The 16,826-nt window shown below is 72.4% G+C and carries 16 protein-coding genes; 2 read left to right on the top strand and 14 right to left on the bottom strand.

The features are described from left to right. Nucleotides 1-14: 14 nt before the first annotated feature. Nucleotides 15-1,331 (bottom strand): nucleotide disphospho-sugar-binding domain-containing protein, encoded by a 1,317-nt coding sequence (locus tag J5X86_RS34735; RefSeq protein ID WP_208520664.1) that lies wholly within the window; start codon nt 1,329-1,331, stop codon nt 15-17. Between the two features lie 119 nt (nt 1,332-1,450). On the opposite strand from J5X86_RS34735, the gene J5X86_RS34730 reads away from it, so the two are divergent. Both J5X86_RS34730 and J5X86_RS34725 read left to right on the top strand, forming a co-directional pair. After that, nucleotides 1,451-2,209, top strand: coding sequence for an NAD(P)-dependent oxidoreductase (locus tag J5X86_RS34730; RefSeq protein ID WP_208520663.1), 759 nt, complete (start codon nt 1,451-1,453; stop codon nt 2,207-2,209). Nucleotides 2,210-2,250: 41 nt separating this feature from the next. Beyond that, entirely contained in the window at nt 2,251-3,024 is a 774-nt protein-coding gene (locus J5X86_RS34725) for a class I SAM-dependent methyltransferase (protein WP_208520662.1), read from the top strand. 31 nt (nt 3,025-3,055) lie between these two features. On the opposite strand, the gene J5X86_RS34720 is transcribed toward J5X86_RS34725, so the two are convergent. The 13 genes from J5X86_RS34720 to J5X86_RS34660 are packed head-to-tail and all read right to left on the bottom strand — an operon-like array spanning nt 3,056 to nt 16,721. Next, nucleotides 3,056-3,403 carry an MmcQ/YjbR family DNA-binding protein gene (locus J5X86_RS34720; protein WP_208520661.1) on the bottom strand — a complete coding sequence of 116 codons (348 nt, stop codon included), beginning with the start codon at nt 3,401-3,403 and terminating at the stop codon, nt 3,056-3,058. Nucleotides 3,404-3,440: 37 nt separating this feature from the next. Beyond that, nucleotides 3,441-4,265: a class I SAM-dependent methyltransferase gene (locus J5X86_RS34715; protein WP_208520660.1), complete on the bottom strand. Its 825-nt coding sequence runs from the start codon at nt 4,263-4,265 to the stop codon at nt 3,441-3,443. Further along, nucleotides 4,262-4,519, bottom strand: a complete 258-nt coding sequence (locus tag J5X86_RS34710) for a helix-hairpin-helix domain-containing protein (protein WP_059145788.1) — start codon at nt 4,517-4,519, stop codon at nt 4,262-4,264. Before J5X86_RS34710 ends, J5X86_RS34715 begins: the two co-directional genes overlap by 4 nt. A gap of 11 nt (nt 4,520-4,530) precedes the next feature. After that, nucleotides 4,531-6,039 (bottom strand): MDR family MFS transporter, encoded by a 1,509-nt coding sequence (locus tag J5X86_RS34705; protein ID WP_208520659.1) that lies wholly within the window; start codon nt 6,037-6,039, stop codon nt 4,531-4,533. Further along, complete coding sequence (locus tag J5X86_RS52110; protein ID WP_208520658.1) at nt 6,036-6,911, bottom strand: hypothetical protein; 876 nt, start codon at nt 6,909-6,911, stop codon at nt 6,036-6,038. Before J5X86_RS52110 ends, J5X86_RS34705 begins: the two co-directional genes overlap by 4 nt. Beyond that, nucleotides 6,905-8,734 carry a B12-binding domain-containing radical SAM protein gene (locus J5X86_RS34695; protein WP_208520657.1) on the bottom strand — a complete coding sequence of 610 codons (1,830 nt, stop codon included), beginning with the start codon at nt 8,732-8,734 and terminating at the stop codon, nt 6,905-6,907. Before J5X86_RS34695 ends, J5X86_RS52110 begins: the two co-directional genes overlap by 7 nt. After that, on the bottom strand, nt 8,728-10,071 hold the full coding sequence (locus J5X86_RS34690) for an alkaline phosphatase family protein (RefSeq protein ID WP_208520656.1): 1,344 nt from the start codon (nt 10,069-10,071) through the stop codon (nt 8,728-8,730). The genes J5X86_RS34695 and J5X86_RS34690 overlap by 7 nt, the downstream gene beginning before the upstream one ends. Further along, complete coding sequence (locus J5X86_RS34685; protein ID WP_208520655.1) at nt 10,068-11,333, bottom strand: GTP-binding protein; 1,266 nt, start codon at nt 11,331-11,333, stop codon at nt 10,068-10,070. The genes J5X86_RS34690 and J5X86_RS34685 overlap by 4 nt, the downstream gene beginning before the upstream one ends. A 10-nt stretch (nt 11,334-11,343) precedes the next feature. Then, nucleotides 11,344-12,150: a sulfate adenylyltransferase subunit CysD gene (gene cysD / locus J5X86_RS34680; protein WP_208520654.1), complete on the bottom strand. Its 807-nt coding sequence runs from the start codon at nt 12,148-12,150 to the stop codon at nt 11,344-11,346. Next, nucleotides 12,125-12,766: a hypothetical protein gene (locus J5X86_RS34675; protein WP_208520653.1), complete on the bottom strand. Its 642-nt coding sequence runs from the start codon at nt 12,764-12,766 to the stop codon at nt 12,125-12,127. The genes cysD and J5X86_RS34675 overlap by 26 nt, the downstream gene beginning before the upstream one ends. Then, the gene (locus J5X86_RS34670) at nt 12,763-14,145 is read right to left on the bottom strand and encodes an alkaline phosphatase family protein (RefSeq protein ID WP_208520652.1); all 1,383 of its coding nucleotides are present in this window, start codon (nt 14,143-14,145) and stop codon (nt 12,763-12,765) included. The genes J5X86_RS34675 and J5X86_RS34670 overlap by 4 nt, the downstream gene beginning before the upstream one ends. Continuing rightward, entirely contained in the window at nt 14,142-16,439 is a 2,298-nt protein-coding gene (locus J5X86_RS34665; protein ID WP_208520651.1) for a beta-ketoacyl-[acyl-carrier-protein] synthase family protein, read from the bottom strand. The genes J5X86_RS34670 and J5X86_RS34665 overlap by 4 nt, the downstream gene beginning before the upstream one ends. Before the next feature lie 15 nt (nt 16,440-16,454). Further along, complete coding sequence (locus tag J5X86_RS34660; protein ID WP_093466233.1) at nt 16,455-16,721, bottom strand: acyl carrier protein; 267 nt, start codon at nt 16,719-16,721, stop codon at nt 16,455-16,457. Between the last annotated feature and the right edge of the window lie 105 nt (nt 16,722-16,826).

Raw genomic sequence — 16,826 nt, 5'->3', positions numbered from 1 at the left:
TCGACGAGTTCCGCTCAGGGGACGAGTTCGGCGATGATCCGGGCGGCGGCCTCCGGCCGGTATTCGCGGCGAAGCCGGCCGGCGACGTCTTTCGCGGCCAGCCGGTAGCTGCCGTCCGTGAGCAGGCGCTGGAGTTCCTCCCTGAGAGCAGGTACGGACGCATCGAGTCGAAGGTGACGGCCCGCGCCCAAATCCGCTGCCCGGCGCGCGTTGTTGAACGCGTCCTGCTCAAAGGGGATCACCAGCATGGGGACCCCAAAGGCCAGGCCCCGTACGAAGGTGCCATGACCGCCCAGCGTCACCAGGACGGAGCTTTCAGGGAGCAGCTCCTCGATGGGCCGATATCCCGACGCGCTGACATTTCCCGGCAGTTCTTCATCCTGGACGACTCCCCCGATGAAATGGAATTCCGCGTCGATTCCCTCGGCGGCCTCCAGGAGCGAACGCACCAGCTTCGGCTGAGCGGAATGCAGTGTGGTCGACAGGCTGATCAGAACACGGCGAGTATCGCCCGTCTCATCCGCCCGCTCTTGTGGTGGCGCGAACCCCGGACCCACGTAATGGACGCCCTCGGGAACCGATTCCGCCGCCGGGTCCACCGTGGGAAAGGTCGCCACCATGCACCGGTCCGCCCGCGTGTACTGATCCCTTGCGGCACTCAGCGGCGCCAGCCCCCAGCGGACACGCACATCGTTCAAGGCCGGAAGCGCCTTCTTGGTCATGCGCTCGAACAGCGGAACGAAGGGCCCGTTGCGCATCGTCTCGTGCGAGGGTTCGCCGACGGACATCGGATAGATCGCGTTCATGAACACGATCCGTGGCAGTCCGAGGTGCTCGGCCGCCATGAGCGCTCCGGGCAACACATAGTCGGCCACCACCACCTGCGCATGGGTGTCCCGAGCCGCGTCGGTCACGTCCTGGCACATCTGTGACGCGGGTCCGTACATCACCCGGTCTCTGATCAACTGCGCGGCGTGCGCGGGAGAAGTGGCCTCGCCGATCCTCAGGAGGTCGCCCTCCGGTGTGCGAGGGTCATGGAGCGGTGAGTGGTGGAACTCGCGGAACGCCGCGCCGGTGGCTTCGGCCCGGTCCCTGACGGAGGGGTTGCTCACTACCGTGACCGCGGCCTGCCGGGCGATCAGGTCGCGGACGAACAGCAGCGACGTCCCGACGTTGCCCCCGCCGTCCCAGAGGACGAAGAGGACGCGCTTACCGGCCGGCGCTCGGGCGCTGCCGGAGGACGGGATCGCGACGGCTGACGGGGATGGCTCAGACGCATGGTGATTCTCTGTCACTCGCCAGGTTCCTCTCGCAACGGCGACTTCAGTCACGGCAGCACCCTGGGTCTCAGTATCGAGTCGTTGTTGACTAAAGTCAACTGCACGGTATCTTTGAGTCAACACCCTTGGGAACAGTGAGCGGGAACTGGTCACCGTGAGGAAGGAGCCCCATGGACATCGTCGGAAGCGGCTTCCTCGCCAGGAACCTCGCGCCCATGGCGGCGTCCCATCCCGGAGTGGTGGTGGCCGCCTTCGGGGTGTCGTTCGCCGCCGGAATCCCCGAAGCCGACTTCGCCAGGGAGGCCGCGCGCCTGTACGAACTGGTGCGGCGCTGCGAGCGGCGGCGGGAGAAGCTGGTGTTCTTCTCCACGGCGTCGTCGGCCATGTACGCGGTGCCCGGCGAGGCGGGCCGGGAGGACGGGCCCGTGTTCCCCTCGACCGCCTATGGCAGGCACAACCTGGCGCTGGAAGCGGTCCTGGCCGCGTCCTCCATCGACCACCTCGTGCTGCGGCTCGCCCATGTCGTCGGTCCGGCGCAACCGGCCCATCTGCTGGTGCCGGCCATGGTGCGACAGATCCGCTCCGGGGCGGTCCGGCTCTACCGGGGCGCACGGCGGGATCTCCTCGACGTCACCGACCTGGTCACGGTCATGGACCGGCTGCTCACCGCGGGCGTCGGCCGCACCGTCGTCAACGTCGCCTCCGGCACGGCGGTGCCCATCGAGCTGCTCGTGGACCACATCGAAGCGGAGCTGGGCGTCCGGGCGGTCCGCTCCTACGTCAGCGACGCCGTGAGCCAACCGGTGTCCACCGCCAGACTGCACGCACTGGTGCCGGAGATGGCCTGGACCGGCGACGAGAACTACTACCGACGAGTCCTCGACAAATACGTCTGGGAATACGCCGCGGTCGGAACAGCCAAGGGATGACGTTCATGGAACTCGGCCGTGCGCCGAGAGAGGAAGACCGCATGACCGATGTCGAGCACAAGAACCCGCGGCTCCTGCCCCACGAGTCGGCGCAGGAGAAGGAGGTGCGGGAGCGGCTCACGAAACTGCTGACCGAGACGCCGATTCCGCCTGTGTATCTGATCGACAATCTCCCGGTGTACCTCCGCCGCCATCAGCTCGCGGATCTGCTGACGATGGACGCGCTGTACCGGATGCTCCCCGGGATCCCCGGCGTGATCATGGAGTTCGGTGTGCTGCACGGCCGCCATCTCGCCACCCTCGCCGCGCTGCGCGGCCTGCACGAGCCGTACAACTCCTACCGCCGGATCATCGGTTTCGACACCTTCACCGGATTTCCCGACCTCTCCGAGATCGACCAGGTGAGCCCGAGCGCGGCCGTCGGCAGGTTCGCCGTCCCCGACAACGAGGTGGACCACCTGCGTGAGGTGCTCGCCGCACACGAGGCGGGCGACCCCATTCCGCATGTCCAGCGGACCTTCGTGGTCCAGGGAGACGTCCGGGAAACGGTCCCGCGTTATCTGGCGGAGAATCCGGAGACGGTCATCGGGATGGCCTTCTTCGATCTCGACCTGTACGAGCCGACGCGTGAGGTGCTCCAGGCGATCCGTCCCCATCTCGTCAAGGGCAGCATCGTGGCCTTCGATGAACTCGGGCATCCCCGGTGGCCCGGGGTGACCGCCGCGATCCGCGAGACCCTCGGCCTCGACCATATGACGCTGCGGCAGCTCCCCTTCCGCGAGCAACCCGTGATCTACCTGAAGTGGGGCGAGTGAGCCCGAAGCGCCGGGCGGGGCGAACGGACGGTCAGGCCGGGCGCAGCCGGCGGGGCAGCGACGCCACCACGATCTCGTAGGACTGCCCGAGCAGTTCGCGCACCTCTTCGGCCTCCAGGCCCCCGCTCAGCAGCACGGTGACCCAGTGTCGCTTGTTGAGGTGGTAGCCGGGCAGCACGGTGTCCGGGTGCTGGGCGCGCATCGCGAGGACCTCGTCGGGCGGCAGCTTCACGCTGACGCGAGGCGGTACCGCGCCCTCGCTGAGGAGGGCGAAGATCTTGCCGCCGACGCGGTAGACGGCCGGCGTGTCGCCGAAGGGGAAGTCCTCGCCCGCGCCGGGCAGGGCGAGGCAGTGCGCGGTGACGTCGTCGGGTTTCACGGTGCGAGCCTATCCACGGGCGGTGGCATCCGGACGGCTATCGCGGCCGGACGCCGACGGCGATGAAGCTGCTGGCGTCGAGGTGGGAGTGGCCGGCGGCTGCCATGTCGGCGTGCAGCCGGTCCCGGACGCGGCCGAGCTGTTGTTCGTCCATGCCGAGCACAAAGCGGCGGGGCGCGGCGCCGAGCAGGAACATCCAGGCGTCGTCGCCGAGCAGCGGGACGCGGTAGTCGACCCGGTGCACCGCGACGTCCACGAGGCCGAACGAGCGCAGCCAGGCGGCGAGCCCATCGGCCGAGTCCACTCGGGTGCGCGGGTCGGGGGCGGTGGGCGCTGCGGGCAGCGGGCGGACCGCGGAGGCGGCCTCGCGTGCGCGGCGGACCATGCTGTCCATCCCGCCGCCGACCCAGGTGCTGAGGGCTATCCGGCCGCCGGGGCGCAGCAGGTCCACCAGGTGCCGGGTCCCGGCGTCCATGTCGGGGAAGAAGAACACGCCGTAGCAGCACTGGACGAGGTCGTAGGGGGCGTCCGCTCGCCATGCGGTGACATCGCCGCGGTGGAACCGCAGCTGGGCGAGCCCTTGCCGGTCCGCCTCGGCCCGGCCCTGGTCCAGCAGGGCGCCGGCCATGTCGACGGCGTCGACATGGCCGGCGGCACCGACGGCGCGGGCGGCGGGCAGGGCCGACGCGCCGGAGCCGCAGCAGGCGTCCAGGACCCTCTCTCCCGCGCGGGGCCGGGAGACGCCGGTGGCGAGCGCCCCCAGCGGCCCCCACAGCCGCGAATACCAGGAGGCGAACTCGCGGCGGGTCTGGCTGAACAGCGCGCCCACCGGGAGGGTGGGCACGGCGGATATCACGGTCATGGTGTCTTCGAGTCCTTCCAGTTCCACCAACGGAGCTTCTCCGGCTCCCTGCCGCCCTCGGCGTAGTAGACGGCGCACCGGAAGACGTAGAGCATGCAGCGGTCCACGTAGGCCCCCTGTTCGAGCATCAGCCGGTCGTACAGTTCCTCGGGGTCCTGCCCGACGAGTTCCTCGACGCGGTGGATGCCCATGCCGTGCAGGTCGCCCTCGACGGCCTTGCCGACGCCGGGGATCTGCCTCAGGTCGCTCTCCATAGGGCTGCTCCTCACTCTCCCAACGCGCGGTCGCGCATCGCGAGCGACAGTACGAGAGCGAGCAGCAGAACGGGCACCGCGATGAAGAAGACGGTGCCCAGCGAGTCGGCGTACGCCTCGGTGAAGCCATGCCGCAGGTCGCCGGGGAGCTTGTCGAGCGCGTCGGCGGTCAGGTTCGTCATGGACTGGGCGCTGTCCCCGGGCACGTGCCGGGGCAGTTCGGTGGCCAGCCGCGCCGAGAACACCGCGCCGAACGCCGAGATCCCGAAGGAGGCCCCGACCAGCCGCGCGTAGGTGACCGTCGCGGTCACCGCACCGATCTGGGCGGGCGGTGCGCAGCTCTGCACGGCCACCATGAACACCTGCATCGACAGGCCGGAGCCGACGCCGAGCAGCACCGAGTAGACCACCACGAGCGGCCAGGGCGTGTCCGCGTCCATGGTGGACAGCAGATACGACGCCAGCGCCGCGACGGCCATGCTGGCCACCGGGAACCAGCGGTACTTCTTGGTCTCGGCGATCCGGCGGCCGACCAGGGTGGAGGCGACGAGCAGGCCGAACATCATCGGGATCAGCAGCAGACCGGAGGTGACGGCCGACGCGCCCGAGGCGGCCTGCAGGAAGAGCGGCAGGAAGTTGACGGTGGCGAGGATCGCGAACCCGGCCAGCATGGTGATCGTGTTCGACAGGACGAAGGTGGAGTTGCGGAACAGGGTGAGCGGGATCATCGGTTCGGCCGCGCGCCGCTCCACCACGATCCACGCGGGGATGAGCAGGACGATCGCGACGATCAGCGCGATACCGCGCGTGGACAGCACCGCGTCCAGGCTGCCGACGCGCCCCGCCAGCAGCGCCACGCAGACCGACAGGGCCGCCAGCAGCGCCGCACCTGTGTAGTCGATCTTCGGTCGGGCGCGGGTGGCCGCGGTCGGCAGCAGGAACGCCACCACGGCGAGGGTGACCAGGCCGAGCGGCAGATTGACGTAGAACACCCAGCGCCAGCCGATGGCGTCGGTGACGACGCCGCCGACGAGCGGGCCCGCGACGCTGGCGACGGCGAACACGCTGGTGGAGTACCCGGCGTACTTGGCGCGCTCGGCGGGCTCGAACAACTGGCCGATGAGTGAGAAGGAGGCGACCACCAGCGCGCCGCCGCCAATCCCCTGGATCACCCGGAAGGCGATCAACTGGCTCATGCTTCCGGCCAGTCCGCACAGCATCGACCCGGCGATGAACACCACGACGCCGCCGAGGTACACCAGGCGGTGGCCGAACAGGTCGCCGAGCTTGCCGCCGACGATGGTGGTGATGCTGAGCGTGAGCCCGTACCCGGTGAACACCCAGGCGAAGTGCTCGAGCCCGCCCACGTCGTGCACGACGCTCGGCAGCGCCGCGGCGACGACGGACTGGTCCAGGGTGGACAGCAGCATCCCGAGAAGGATGCCGCCGAAGACCCACAGCCGACGGCTGAGGCTTGGGGGGGCCGCCGCCGGGGCGGGCGCCGTCGTTTCAGCGGTCACAGGGCTACTCCCTTGGGGGGTTCGGCGGTCACCGGGCCGGCCCAGCGGGGGGAAGGGACCGGATCGGCGGACCGGGAGTCGAGCGGGCGGTCCTGGACGTAGGCGAGGCCCAGCCGCAGCGCGGTCTCGGCTTTGGCCAGTTCACCGCCCAGGTAGCCCGCGTGGGCGGGGTCGTCGGTGAGCCCGTGGGCGACCGCCGCGAGGGTGAGGGCGGTCGCGCTGCGGCTGCGCAGTTCGTGCCCGCTCGCCAGGTCGTCGCCGTAGTGCCGGAGCACGATCCGGCCGGCCGGGCGGTCGAGGGAGATGACGAAACAGCCGGCTCCGGCCGAGGCGATCGGACGGACCCGGCCGACCGCGGCCAGCGGCACCAACCGGGCCGTGCTGGCCGCCAGTTCCTCCCCCAGGACACCGGCCGCACAGTCCGGGCCATTCACATCGCCCGCCCCGTCCGCGTCGTCGGCGTGGCGGGGCAGGGCGTCGACGGCGGCCAGCACGGCGGCCGGGTCGTCCTGGCCGCGCAGGTCGTGGACAGCGATCCGGCGGCGGAAGGCGGCCACGACGGGCGGCCGCAGGTTGGGGAGATGGGCCCGATGGCCGTGCGCGCCGATGATGGTGCCGTCCGGGGCGGTGCCGTGCGCGGCCAGCGCCAGCAGGCTCTGGCCGGGGTGGAACAGCCGGGAGTCGTGCCCGCACACCACCAGATGCCGGACCGCCGGACGGGCGAGGGCGCCCCGGACGAGCTCCTCGATCCCCAGGTTGGCGGTGGCCAGCGGGGCCGCGACCGCCACCCGGGGATGGCCGGCCAGCCGCGCGGGCAGCGTGTGCGTGCGCAGCGTGCAGACCGCGACGTCGGCGGTCCGGTGGGTCACCACGTGGGGGCACCCCCGTTGTACGAGCGGGGCGCGCCGCCGGGGGTCACCGGCGGGAGGCTGGAGCTGATGGCGGTGACGTCCGCGCCGAAGCGGTGCAGCCGCATCCCGACGCGGAGCTGCTCGGCGCGGATGCGGTCGATGCAGGAGCGGAAACGGGCCTCGATCTGCTCCAGTTGGCGGCGGCGCTTGACGGGGTCCAGGCGGTCGGTCAGGACGTCGTCGAGGTTCTCCATGAAGAACTCGTGGTTCTGCCGCCCCATGTCCTGGCGGGTCTCGTGCAGGAAGTCCTTGAACCGCTCCAGGACCTCCATCGCCCCCGGAAGGGCGTGGAAGCGGCGGTAGAGCCGGGAGACGAAGGTCTGCACGACGACGTTGAACGTCTCGAACTCGAACACCGCCGACTGGTCGGTGATGACGCCGCGCTTGTGGTAGTCCTCGTCGTTGTAGAGCGAGGCGAAGTGGACGGCGAGCCGCTCGACGCGCTCATCGCTGTGGCGGTAGTCGTAGGGATCGAGATTGTCCTCGTAAGCGTGGCCGAGCAGGCCGTCGTCCGCCAGCTTGCGGGCGATGGACGTGCCCGGGTAGACCTCCAGCCGCTCGGTGAGACGGCGCAGGTTGTGCCCGGCGTGCTCGCGCAGGAAGTCGGCGTTCTGGGTCAGGGTCTCCACCGTGGCGTAGGGGTGGAACGGAATGAACCCCATGGCCAGATAGATGCCGTGCTCGCGCAGCAGCCGGATGATGCTGATGTTGTCCTCGACGGTGGCGCGCTTCTCCCACAGCAGCAGCTCTTCGGGGACGCCGGATTCGATGCCGACGTTGACCTTCTCCAGGCCGCTGCGGACGAGCAGGTCGAGCAGGTCGTGGTCCTCGGCGGAGTCGGACCAGTTCTCGGCGCGCATGCAGACGTTGTAGTAGATGTCGAGACCGCGGTCGAGGATGCCCTCGGCGATGGCGCGGACACGTTTTTTGCCGACCCGGCCGCCGTCGGGGTCCTCGAAGGTGGAGTCGATGAAGTCGAAGGTGCGGAACCGGTGGTCGCGGACGAGCTGTTCCACCTCGTCCAGTACGTAGTCGGGGCCGACCCCGCGCCATGCCTTGCCCGTCTGGACGCGGTTGCCGAGGTTGGGGGCCGAGCAGAAGGTGCAGCGGGCGACGCAGCCCCGGCTGGTGCTGACCCGGACGTATTCGAGCTTGTTGCCGTGGGCGATGAGCTGATCGCGGACCGGGTACGGCAGCACCTCCAGGTTGTGGACGAGCGGGCGGGCCGGGTTCTGCCGGTATCCGCCGTCGGCGTCGCGGTAGCCGATGCCGGGGCAGCCGGCGATGTCCTCGCCGAGGGCGAGCCGCTGGGCGAGGTCCAGGATGATGGGCTCGCCCTCGCCGACCGCGACGATGTCGGCGTGCGGGTTGACCCGCAGCACATCGGTGCCGGTGAACGTCCCGGCGGGGCCGCCGCAGGCGATGACCACCTCGGGCATCTCCTTGCGCAGGGCCGCGCAGAACTCCACGCAGCTCGGCACGTTCAGGCTCATCAGCGTGAAGCACACCAGGCCGGGGGCGTAGGCCGCGATGGCGTCCACGACCTCCTGGTGGCGGCCGTGCTCGGCCTCGCGGATCTCGCAGGAGAAGCCCGCCGCGCGCAGCGTCGCGGCCATATAGGCGACGCCGAGGTGCTCGGGGGACATCACCAGGTCGCCGTCGAGCAGGATCACGAAGCTGACCCGGAACGCGGCCGGGTCGGTGATCCTCGCGTCGAGCGCTATCTCGAAGTGTCCCGGCTTCTCCCGGGGTGCGAGCCCGAGCTCTTTCCCAGACGTCAGCATCGGATGTCCTCCTCGTTCCCAGGCCGCATGACCCGCACGTCGGTGCCCTCGGTTCCGGGTGGCGGGTCGATGCCCAGGGAGGCCAGGACGGTCGGCGCCACGTCTCGCATGTGCAGGGGGTCGGTGCCCTGGTCGCCCCGGCACCAGAAGGTGGCGTCCGGGCGGGTGTGGGTGCCGGTCAGCGGGCCGTCCCCGGTGATCTGGTCGGTGGCCCACGCCCCCCGGATCTGTACGCCGGGGGCGGGCATCACGACCAGGTCGGGGGCGTCGTCCGCGTACGGCCCGGCGTAGGTGTTCGGCCCGGAGAGCACCTCGGAGACGACGGGGGTTCCGGGGCCGCCCTCGGCGATCCGGCCGTCCTCGGTGAGCCGCAGGGCGAGCAGCCGCGCGGTGAGTTCGCCGGGGTCGGTGTGGGGTCCGCCGCGGGGGAATCGGTCGGCGGTGTTGAGGTAGATACGGCCGGGGTCGAGCGCGAACGCCCGGGTGTGCTCGTCGATCTCCTCCAGGGACTCGGCGCCGGGCGGCAGCGCGAGGTACCCGGCCCGCCGCAGCCAGGCGTTCAGATAGAACTGCGTATGCGCCGGGCCGAAGCCGTGGTCGCTGGCGAGGAACAGCGCGCCGTCCCCGGCGCGGTCGGCCAGCTCCGCCACGGCCTCGTCGACCCTTCGGTAGAAGTCGAGGACGCGCCCGTGGAGCCGGGCGGCGGGGTCGGTGAGCGAACTCCACAGGAAGTGGTGGACGCGGTCGGTTTCGGTGAGGACGCACACCGCCAGGTCCCAGCCGCCGGACAGGACGTGGGCGAAGGCGGCGCGGCGGGCGGCGAGGGCGGCCTCCGCCCGGTCCAGGAACCCGTCCGGGTCGGCGGTCACCTCGCCGACCTCGACGTCGAGCTGGTAGTCCAGGGCGCGCAGCGGCCCGCGCAGCTCGGGCGGGTACACGGCCCGGTCGAAGTCGGGGGCCACGAAGCCGGACACCAGCGTGCCGCGCAGCGGCGGCGCGGGGTAGGTGCCCGGCACGTTCATGATCACGCTGCGGCCGCCGTCGCGGTCGACCGCCTCCCACAGCGGCGGGGCCTTCAGATGGCCGTAGCCCGGGAAGTACGTGCGGTAGGTGCCGGGCCGCAGGTCCACGAATCCGTAGATGCCGTGGGTGCCCGGGTCGGTCCCGGTGAGGAAGCTGGCCCAGGACGTGGAGCTGATCTCCGGGACGGGCGCGCTCATCGCGCGCAGGCTCCCCTGCGGAAGCAGGCCCGCGGTCTTCGGCATGACGCCCTGGTCGGCCAGGTCGCGCAGCAGCCAGTACGGGACGCCGTCCAGCCCGATCACCATCGCGCTCATCGCCGGTCCTCCCCCGCGATCTCGTCCACGATGCCCAGGCCGAGGATGCGGACGGAGCCGTCGGTGAGCATGAAGCGGCCCAGCGGCGCGCACACCCGTACGTCGTCGCCGTCGGCGGGCCGGTCGAGCAGCACGGTCAGCTCGGCGACCTCGCTGAACCGCACCGGGCCCCGGTCGGTCGCGGCCGGGGCGCGCCGGGCGCTGTCCCAGTGGCGCTCCACCCGGGCGATGCGGCCGGTCAGGTCGGCGCCGGCCCGGCGCAGCGTGCACCGGGCGCCCTCGGCGAACCCGTCCTCGGCGGTGCACAGCACGCGGACCCGCCACCGGTCGCCGCGCAGCGGCCGCCGGTCGGAGGGCGCCAGCAGGGTGCCCGGCGCACAGGGCGGCCCGGACAGCACCAGCCCGATGTTGTCGCCCGTGGCGGCCGACTCCTGGGGCGGCTCCCCGAAGCGCTCGATGCGCAGGGCGGTGCGGGCGTCCTCGCCGGGTGCGACGAGCCGGTCCCCGATGCGCAGTTCACCGCTGAGCACACGGGCCAGCACCCGGCCTTCGACGACGTCCTGGGCCTCGACCCGCAGCGGCGCGCCGCCATCGCCCCAGGGGGTCAGGTCGGCGAGCGTGTCGAGCAGGGGACGGCCGTCGTACCAAGGCAGCCGGGTGCCGGCGGCGGTGACGTTGTCACCGGTCATCGCGCTGACCGGGACGGCGGCCACCAGCGTCAGGCCGATCTCGTCGGCGAGCGCGGCCACCTGCCGGGCGGCGGTGTGGAACTCCGCTTCCGCCCAGTCGGCGAGGTCCATCTTGGTGATGGCGCAGACGACGGCGGTGACACCCATCATCGCCAGGACCCGCATATGCCTCCGGGTCTGCTCGGCGGCGCGCTCGCGGCAGTCCACCACGATCACGGCGGCCTCCGCGCGGGACGCCCCGGTCGCCATGTTGACGAGCAGTTCGGCGTGGCCGGGCACGTCGATCAGCACGTACCGGCGGCTTCCGGTCTCCAGGACGGCGCTGGCGGTGTCGAGGGTGAACAGGTCGGCGCGCTCCTCGGTCAGCCCGTCGAGCAGGAACGCCAGCCCACCGTCCGCGACGGGCACCTCCAGCCGGTCGGTCGTGACGCTGCCGGTGTCCAGCAGGAGCCGGCCGAGCAAGGTGGACTTGCCGTGGTCCACCTCCCCCACGAACGCCACGCGCAGGGTGTCGGCGTCACGGGCGGTGGCTGCGGGGGTCGGTCCCCCCTCGGGCAGTACGGGTGTCGTCACTGATGCCGCCTCACATGTATCCGAGGGCGCGGAGCTTCTCCATCGCCGCCGCGTCTTCCTTGTCCTGCGCCCGGCCCGCGCGCTCGCCTTCGCGGGAGCGGCGGACCTCGATGACCACGTCGGTGACCGTCCCGGCGTCGCTGCGCACCGGCGAGCAGCAGCACTCGCAGCCGATCGACCGGTACCGGTTCCCGTCGTCCGCGAAGTACAGATCGGGGACGGGGATGCCCTCCTGTTGCACGTACTCCCAGATGTCGATCTCCCGCCAGGAGAGCATCGGGTGGACGCGCATATGGCCGCCCTCGTCCACCGCGGCCTGCCGCAGGTCCCAGAATTCGGCCGGCTGGTTGCGGTAGTCCCAGCCGAAGGACCGGTCCCGCGGGCTGAAGACCCGCTCCTTGGCGCGCACCCCGTGCTCGTCACCGCGGATGCCGAGCAGCACCGCGTCGTGTCCACCGGCCTCCAGGGCCTCTTGGAGGGCGTTGGTCTTCAGGGCCGTGCAGCATTCGAGCTTGGTCGCGGCGGTCGGGCCCATCCCGGCCGCCAGCGCCTTCTCGTTGCGGTGCACCCGCAGGTCCAGGCCCCACTCCCGCGACCAGCGGTCGCGGAACTCGTACATCTGCCGGAACTTGTAGGAGGTGTCGATGTGGATGACGGGGAAGGGCACGTCCCCGAAGAACGCCTTGCGGACCAGCCACAGGAGCGTGGTCGAGTCCTTGCCCATCGACCACAGCAGGGCCGGGTTGGTGAACCTGCCGCGCACCTCGCGCAGCACCTGCACCGTGTCGTTCTCAAGGTCGCGCAGCGCCGAAGGCACTCACGTCACCCCTTTCGGAAAGAACCCCCACCACGAGGGGATGACAGCCCCGGAACCGTCCGGGGAACCGGCCGTTCGGCTTGGTCAGGCCGATGGACAGAAAGCAGGACCCCGCCAGGTCGGGCAGCGGCCCCTCCAGCGGCGCCGGGAACGCGCGGACCAGCCGCGCGTCGCGCACGATCCAGTCGTGCTCCGCACCGGAGGCGTCGGTGAACTCCAGCCGCAGGAAGGACCGGCCGCCGGTGGAGCGCCGTTCGTAGATCCGGCGCACATCGGCGGGCACCAGACCGGCGCTGCGCTCGCCCGCGAACGCCTTCTCCACGGTCGCGTCGGCGGTGTCCTTCAGCAGGCGCTCGCGCATCGCGGGGTCGAGGGCCGGGCCGGCGGGCCGGGGAGGCGCTACGACGGCACGGTCCTCGGGCCGGGCGTCCGGCTCGGGGCTCGGGCCGAGGCCGATCCGGACGGGGTGGAAGAACGCGTACGGCCCCTCAGGGCCCACCTGCTCGGCGGTGACGGGCTCGGGGCGGATCCAGCGGCCGTCCAGGTCGAGGCCCGCGACGCATGCGCCGCCATCGGCGTCGAGCGTCACCGCCAGGGGCAGGAGGGTGCTGGTCATGAGGCACCCGCCGGGGCCGGTCGGAGCGCGGGGGCGGGGGCGGTCAAGGCCGTGCCGGGCAGGTCGGGGGCGGGGTCCAGGCCGAGCATCGCCAGCAGCGTCGGCGCGACGTCCAGCGGCCGCGCCGGGCCGCCGCGCCCGGCGGTGAACGCCGCGCCCGCCCCGGCCCAGTAGGAGTCGCGCCGGTGCCAGCCGCTCTGCAGCATCCGGTTGGTGCGGCCGGACCAGAACGGGTCGCCCAGCGGCAGATACCGCCAGTCGGCCGGGTCGAGTACGAGGTCGGGGGCGGCGTCGGTGGCCGGGCCGGCGTGCAACTCCTCGCGCGGGATCGCGCGGGCGAGGAACCGCGTGCCGGTCGCCGGGTTGATGTGCTCCTCCAGGACGGCGGCGACATCGGCCAGTACCCGGGCGCGGTCCGCGGGGCGGACGGCGCCGTCCCGGTAGCGGCCCGCGAGGTTGAGGTTGACGCCCTGTGCGCCCTGCACCGCCTCGAACGCGGTCGTCCGCGACCAGTCGGGCGTGCCGTCCGGGCCGAGGGTGAGCAGCCCGGCCGCCGCCAGCACGTCGTTGACCGACCGGTAGGAGCGCAGGGGCCCGAATCCGATCTCGGAGAACGCCAGCAGGCTGGTGTGGTCGTCGAGCCGCTCCAGCAGCTCGCCCAGCACCCGGTCGGCCAGTTGGTAGGCGCGCAGCACCGCCTGGTCGGCCTCGGGGACCGGGCTGCCCGGCTCGGTCTCCTGCCAGTACACGTGCGAGAGCCGGTCGATGGCGGTGAGGTTGAGGACGGTCAGGTCGGGGCGGTCGCCGACCCGGCCGTCCAGCATCGCCAGGGCCGCGTCGGCGCGCTGCCGGTCGGCGTTCAGGACACCGGCGACGAAGGGCTCCTTCGGGCCGCCGGTGAACCAGACGGTGACGTCGTGCACCGGCCGCACACCCTCGCGGGCCAGCAGCACCGGCAGATTCCGCGGATGGCAGGCTTGCACGGTGGCCCGCATCGGATAGCTGAGGCAGTACCCGTCGACCGGCTCCACCGGATGGGTGCCGAACAGGTTCACCAGCGCGACCCGGCGGCCCGTCAGCTCCGGCCGCCGCCACAGGAACGGGCGGCGGGCGGCGGAGCCGTCGAGCACGACCGGCCGGTAGTCGGGTGCGTGTACGTCCCAGTAGGAGAAGCACCCGTGCTCGTCGGGCGCGAATCCGGTGAACGCGCTGAACAGCCCGGGCGCCTCGTAGGGGACGAAGTCCGAGCGCAGCGGCCCGCTCGCACCCAGCGCACGTAACCGGTGCAGATGCGGCAGCCGCTCCGGGCCCCACCGGTCGATCAGCTCCGGGCACGCCCCCTCGGTGATCAGGACGATCGCCCGTGCCCGGGCGCTCATCCGCGCCCCCCGTCCGGGCCGGCCAGCCGCAGCGCGGCGGCGGAGCCGCCCGGCGCGACGGTGGACACGATCGCGGCCGCGCCGGGCTCGACGGCGACCCGCGCGACCGCCGCGACGACGGCCAGCAGCGGCCCGGCGGCCAGCGCGCCGCCGAGCGCCTCGGGCTGGAAGCCGGAGGCGAGCAGCTTGACCTCGCCGGTGTCGGACAGATTGCCCTTGCCCACGTGGTACGAGAGGTGCGGCCGGTCGGCGCCGTCCGCGCCGACCGCCGTCAGACAGCGGGTCAGCGCGCCCGCCGCCGCGTCGGTCCGGTCCGGTGCCTGGGGCTCCGACCAGCTCGCGCAACCCGTGACGACCGCGCGCACCGGCGCGCCGCGCTCGCGCGCTCCGTCGGCGCGCTCCAGCACCACGCATGCCGCGCTGTCCGTCGGCTCCTCCCCGGCCCGTCCCTGACGGCTCGCCAGCAGCCGCGCCGCGTCGCGGGTGGGGGCGTCGCCCGCGTCGCCGCCGCCCGCGATCACGATGTCGCAGGCCCCGGCCGCCAGCAGCGCCCGGCCGACCTCCACCGCCTGCAGACCGGCGGCCGGTCCGCTGATCAGGGTGACCATCGGGCCGGTGACACCGGCGGCCCGGCACACCAGGGTCGCGGCGAGCTGCGGCCCGTGGTCCAGCGACATCGACGGGGTGATCCGCGTCGGGTCGGCGGACAGGTGCGGGCACAGCGTCTCGGCCATCGCGCTCAAGCCCCCGACGGCCGTGCCCATGACCACCGCCACCCGGCGGCCGGCGAGCGGCCCTTCGGCGGGCAGGGGTACGGGCAGGCCCGCGTCGGCCATCGCCTGCGCCGCCGCGCCGAACCCGAGCTGTGCCGAGCGGCTGAGGTACTGGTAGCCCGCCGCCGCGTCGATGTGGTCCAGCACGGAGAAGGGGCGGGTCCGCCCGGGTGCGGCGTTGGGACCGTAGGCGGCCTCCAGGGCGTCCGAACCGTCGCCGAGCCTGCTCACCGCGCCGGTCCCGGTCACCACCACGTCGGAAACGGGCTCGAAGGCGTCAGGGACGGGCTCGAGCATCTCCTGCGCGGCTGGGGCGGAGTCCTGCGGGCGGAACGCCAGGACGGCGTTGGTGCCGCCGCCGCCCAGCGAGTTGGACACCGCGGCGCGGATCCGCTGCGGCCGGCCGCGCAGCGGGACGTAGTCCAAGGTGAGCGCCGGGTCGATCCGGTCGAGCTTGGCCGTGGGGTGCACCCACTGCTCGGTGAGGCAGTACACGGTCGCGATCGCCTCGATGATCGGGGACGCGGCGGCCAGGTGCCCGACGATCGACTTGGTGCTGCTGATCGCGACCTGGCCCGCCCGGTCGCCGAAGACCAGCTTCGCCGAGGCGGTCTCCAGCCGGTCGATCAACGGGGTCCCGGTGCCATGCGCGTTGAAGTAGTCGACGTCCTCCGGCGAGAGCCCGGCGTCGGCCAGGGCCAGCCGGACCGCCTCCGCGTTGGACGCGCCGTCCTCCGGCGGGATGATCGCATGCGGGTTGTCGTCGCAGGTGATGGCCCAGCCCGCGAGCCCGGCCAGCGGTGTGCCGCCGCGCGCGGCCACGTCGGTGGCGCGCTCCAGGACCAGCGCCCCGGCCCCGTCCCCGAGGACGCTGCCGTCCCGGTCCGCGTGGAAGGGGCGCAGATCGTGCCCGACGAACCCGGCGCGCTCCGCCCCCCAGTAGGAGGTGGCCTTGAGGTGGTCGGCGCCGACCACCACGGCCCGGTCCACGGTGCCCTGACGCAGCGCCAGCAGCGCCATGGCGGTCGCGGTGGTGCCGGACGCGCACGCGTTCGTCACCGCGTAGCGGGGCCCCTCGATGCCGAGCCGGTGCGCCAGCACATCGGCGAGCACCCCGATCGGGAACCGCACCATCGCCTCGGCGAGCTCGTCGTCCACCTGTGGCTCGGCCCCGGCCGCCAGCGCCCGGCGGGCGGCCAGGAAGTCCTCCCAGCGGTCCTCCAGCGCCCGGTTGTCACCTCCGGTCGTGCCCACGTACAGGCCGGTGACGCCCGGCGCGGGCCCGCCCGACTGCGCGAGCGCCTCGCGGGCGGCGTCCACGGCCATGTCCGACAGCCGCCAGGGGCCCGTCCGGCGTGGGTCCTCGATCTGAGCCGAGCGGTTCTTGCCGCGTGCGACCGCGATGCCGCGCAGCTCGTGCAGGCCCGACTCGCCCTTGCGCAGCGCCTCGAACAGCGCGGTGCAGCCGTCGCCGAATACGGTGACCGCGCCCATGCCCGTGATGACCACCGGGAAGCTCACGCTTCTCGCCCCCCGTCAATCCCGGGCGGCGGCGGTCTGCGCCGCGCGCTCGTCCACGTAGGCGGCGAGCGTGTCGAGCGAGTCGACCAGCTCGACGCTGAGGTCTTCGTCCTGGATCTGTATGCCGAACTCGTTCTCCACCCAGATGAGGAACTCCAGCCCCATCACCGAGTCGATGCCGACCGCCTCGCGCAGGCCCGTGTCGGGCACCGCCTCCGGGGCGAGATCCAGCCGCAGTGATTCCACCAGCACGCGGCGCAGACGGTCCTTGGTGTCGTTCATCAGACCTCCGTACGTTGTCGGGCGGCCCGGGAGGGCCGGATGTTGTGCCAGTCGTGGCTCGAAGGAGTGGCCGTCCGGCCCTCCGGGGCGCCCTGGTCGCTGATG

The sequence above is a fragment of the Streptomyces sp. NEAU-YJ-81 genome (genome assembly GCF_017592595.1).
In the GTDB taxonomy this organism is placed as follows: Bacteria; Actinomycetota; Actinomycetes; order Streptomycetales; family Streptomycetaceae; genus Streptomyces; species Streptomyces hygroscopicus_B.
The sequence above is the reverse complement of the archived record's forward strand: the minus strand, read 5'-3'. Positions and strand labels throughout refer to the sequence as shown.